Annotated in this window: 4 protein-coding genes; 3 read left to right on the top strand and 1 reads right to left on the bottom strand. The window is 66.7% G+C overall.

From position 1 onward, the window contains the following. Positions 1 to 453 (bottom strand): response regulator (locus Q8M82_RS04975; protein WP_305690273.1); only part of this gene is annotated, 453 nt, incomplete at its 3' end. A gap of 144 nt (positions 454 to 597) precedes the next feature. Between Q8M82_RS04975 and Q8M82_RS04970 the strand changes: the two genes are divergently transcribed. The 3 genes from Q8M82_RS04970 to Q8M82_RS04960 all read left to right on the top strand — a co-directional run. After that, entirely contained in the window at positions 598 to 1,374 is a 777-nt protein-coding gene (locus tag Q8M82_RS04970; RefSeq protein WP_305690272.1) for a HugZ family pyridoxamine 5'-phosphate oxidase, read from the top strand. 208 nt (positions 1,375 to 1,582) lie between these two features. After that, the gene (locus tag Q8M82_RS04965) at positions 1,583 to 3,193 is read left to right on the top strand and encodes a phosphoenolpyruvate carboxykinase (protein WP_305690271.1); all 1,611 of its coding nucleotides are present in this window, start codon (positions 1,583 to 1,585) and stop codon (positions 3,191 to 3,193) included. A 225-nt stretch (positions 3,194 to 3,418) separates the two neighbouring features. Then, positions 3,419 to 3,990 (top strand): lipoprotein N-acyltransferase Lnb domain-containing protein (locus Q8M82_RS04960; RefSeq protein WP_305690270.1); only part of this gene is annotated, 572 nt, incomplete at its 3' end.

Here is a 3,990-nt window from a genome sequence, read left to right as displayed (position 1 = left end):
GGTGCAGGTGTGGCGCTCCGGGTCCATGCGCAGCAGGCCGCGCTCCAGCGCCTTGGCATCCTCGCCGCGCGGGGCCGCTGCCGGGTCCTTGGCGCCAGCGCGGCGCAGGATCGCCTTGACGCGCTCGACCAGCAGGCGCTGCGAGAACGGCTTCCGGATGAAGTCGTCGGCGCCCATCTTGAGCCCGAAGAGCTCGTCGATCTCCTCGTCCTTGGACGTCAGGAAGATCACCGGCAGGTCGGACTTCTGGCGCAGCCGCCGCAACAGCTCCATCCCGTCCATGCGCGGCATCTTGATGTCGAAGATCGCGAGGTCGGGCGGGTTCTGCTTCAGCCCGTCCAGTGCCGAGGCACCGTCGGTGTAGGTCATGATGCGATAGCCCTCGGCTTCGAGCGCGATCGAAACCGAGGTGAGGATGTTGCGGTCGTCATCGACCAGCGCAATGGTTGGCATAAGCTCTTTGTCTCTTGGCCGTGTTGCAATGACTGAGGTCCACTCCCGCGAGAGAGCGGCTAAACCGTGGCCGCAATCTAGCGACGGCAGGGCGGTTTGCCTATGTCCCCGTCACAGAAAGACCCGACAGGACCCATTCGTTCCATGACCACGCCTTCTGCCGCGCCCCAAAAGCGCGAGGATCCGATCCGCCCGACCGACGACGCGGCGCGCGCCCTCGCGAAGACCCTGCTGCGCAGTGCGCGGTCCGGATCGCTCGCGACGCTGGGGCGGGACGGCCACCCTTCCGCGAGCCTCGTCAGCCTGGCGACCGACAGCGACGGCACGCCGCTGATCCTGGTCTCGGCGCTGTCGTCCCATACCGGCTATCTCGAAGCCGATCCGCGCTGCTCGCTGCTGCTGGCGCCGGGCGGCAAGGGTGATCCGCTCGCCCATGCGCGCATCACGCTGAAGCTCGCGGCGCGGAAGGTGGCGCGCGAGGGCGAGGAGGGTGCTCGGGTCAGACGCCGGTTCCTCGCCCGCCAGCCCAAGGCGGCGCTCTATGTCGATTTCGGCGACTTCTCCTTCTTCGCGCTCGATTTGAAGGGGGCGAGCCTGAATGGCGGCTTCGGTCGGGCCTATGAACTGACTGCCGACGATCTGCTCAGCGACGCTGCCGCCGCGACCGCCATCGCCACGATGGAGGAGGACGCTGTCGAGCACATGAACACCGATCATGCCGACGCGGTCCGCGCCTATGCCACCGGCCTGCTGAATGCTGAAGACGGCGACTGGCGGCTCACCGGGCTCGACCCGGACGGGGCCGATCTCGCCCGCGCCGACCTGGTGCTGAGGCTGCCCTTTCCGGCGCCCGTCACCGATGCGGCTTCTCTGCGCAGGACGTTGGCCGAACTCGCCACGGCGGCCAGACCTCACGCCTAGCGCCCTGATTCACCACGTCGATTTGATTTAATCGATTTAGATGAGAATGTTCCCGGCGGAGGCTTTGCCTTCACTTGAGCCGGGTCCAACATGGCCTTAAGGGGACCGGCACCGGCCGGCACATAGGTCGCCCGCGCGCGTTGCTCCGTGTCGCGCATGTCTGCAGATCGGGCGGCCCCTCGGGGCCTGCCTGCCTCGGGAGGTTCCGTTGAAATCCATCGGTCAGTTCAATGCCGCGCAGGGGGCGGAATCCTTCGGCTTTCGCAACCTGAAGAGCATCTTCTGGAACCTCGAAGCCGCCCGGCTCTATGAGGAGTCGCTCGCCCGCGGCGAATCCCAGCTCTCGCGCCACGGCGCCATCACCGCCGACACCGGCACCCATACCGGCCGCTCGCCCAAGGACAAGTTCACGGTCCGCGACGCGCTCACCGACAAGACCGTCTGGTGGGACAACAACAACGCGATGTCGCCGGAGCATTTCGAGACGCTGCTGGCCGACTTCCTCGCCCATGCCGAAGGCAAGGACCTCTTCGCGCAGGATCTCTATGGCGGCGCCGATCCGGTCCACCGCGTCAAGGCCCGCGTCTACACCGAGATGGCCTGGCACTCGCTCTTCATCCGCAACCTGTTGATCCGCCCCGCGCGCGAGGAACTCGCCGGCTACGTGCCCGAGATGACGATCGTCGATCTACCGAGCTTCAAGGCCGATCCGGCCCGCCATGGCTGCCGCAGCGAGACGGTCATCGCCATCGACTTCACCCGCAAGATCGTGCTGATCGGCGGCTCTGCCTATGCCGGCGAGATGAAGAAGTCGGTCTTCACCTATCTCAACTTCGTCCTGCCGACGAAGGGCGTCGTTCCGATGCACTGCTCGGCCAATGTCGGCCCCAACAATGATTCCGCCATCTTCTTTGGCCTGTCGGGCACCGGCAAGACGACGCTCTCCGCCGACCCCGACCGCACGCTGATCGGCGATGACGAGCATGGCTGGTCGAAGGACGGCATCTTCAACTTCGAGGGCGGCTGCTACGCCAAGACGATCAAGCTCTCGGCCGAGGCCGAGCCGCAGATCCACGCCGCCTCGCTGCGCTTCGGCACGGTGCTCGAGAACATCGTCATGGACGAGATCACCCGCGAGGTCGATTTCGACGACGGCAGCAAGACCGAGAACACCCGCTCGGCCTATCCGCTCGACTTCATCCCCAACGCCTCGCGCACCGGCCGCGCCGGCGTGCCGAAGAACATCGTCATGCTGACGGCCGACGCCTTCGGCGTAATGCCGCCGATCGCCAAGCTCACCCCGGCCGAGGCGATGTACCACTTCCTGTCCGGCTATACCGCCAAGGTCGCCGGCACCGAGCGCGGCCTCACCGGTGTCGAGCCGGAATTCTCGACCTGCTTCGGCTCGCCCTTCCTGCCGCGGCACCCGTCGGAATACGCCAATCTGCTGCGCGACTTCATCGCCAAGCACCATGTCGATTGCTGGCTGGTCAACACCGGCTGGACCGGCGGGCAGTACGGCACCGGGCGGCGCATGCCGATCCGCGTCACCCGTCGCCTCCTGACGGCGGCGCTGGACGGCTCGCTCAACCGCGCCGATTTCCGCCGCGACCCCTATTTCGGTTTCGCCGTTCCCACATCTGTCCCCGGCGTCGAGCCGCACATCCTCTATCCGGTGAAAACCTGGCAGGACAAGGCGGCCTTCGCCGAGACGGCCAAGAACCTGATCGACATGTTCGCCAAGAACTTCGAGAAGTTCGAGGCCCATGTCGACGATGCCGTGAAGGCGGCGGCGCCGGTCAATTCGCTGGCGGCTTGAGAACACGCTTGATCTTGGCCGGCACAGGATCTTCCCTTCCCCCTTGTGGGGAAGGGATAGGGATGGGGGGCGTGCCGCCTGGTGAGCGGGGTCCGATACTGCTGCTGGGATGCCACGTCGCCCGCACGTGGCAAGGGCGAGCCTGCCTTTCCGCCCCCCACCCCTAACCCCTCCCCACAAGGGGGGAGGGGCATGCGCGCGACCGCGTCGAATGGGAGCGTTGCAATGGCCATCCTGATCCTCCTCTTCCGCCTCCTCGCCACGCTCGGCATCCTCGGGGCCACCACCTGGGGCGCCGGCCTTCTGATCTTCCGCCTGCCCGGCTCGACCGGCACTGCCGCCGCGATCGGCTTCGGCATTGCGGGCCTGGCCGGCGCGATCGGCCTGTGGAGCGGCGCGGCACGGCTGCCGCTGTCCTTCGCCATCCTCTTCCTCGGCCTGCTCGGCTGGTGGAACGGGCTGGTCCCCTCGCATGACCGCGCCTGGATTCCCGAGCTGGCACGCCTGCCCTCCATCGCCCGCGAGGGCGACATCCTGACCGTCTCAAACCTCCGCAATTTCAACTGGCGCAGCGAGACGGATTACGACGAGCGCTGGGAAACCCGCCGCTACGACCTGAGCAAGGTCGAGGGCATCGACCTCTATTTGTCCTATTGGTCGGGCGAGGCCATCGCCCACCTCCTCGTCAGCTTCCCCTTCGCCGATCAGCCGCCCTTGACCTTCTCGATCGAGGTCCGCCGCGAGAAGGGCGAGGAATGGTCGGCGCTCGCCGGCTTCTTCCGCAGCTACGAGATGGC

It is taken from the genome of Allobosea sp., assembly GCF_030694325.1.
Classification (GTDB): Bacteria; Pseudomonadota; Alphaproteobacteria; order Rhizobiales; family Beijerinckiaceae; genus Allobosea.
Note: the sequence above shows the minus strand (reverse complement) of the source record. Positions and strands in the feature narration are given on the sequence as shown.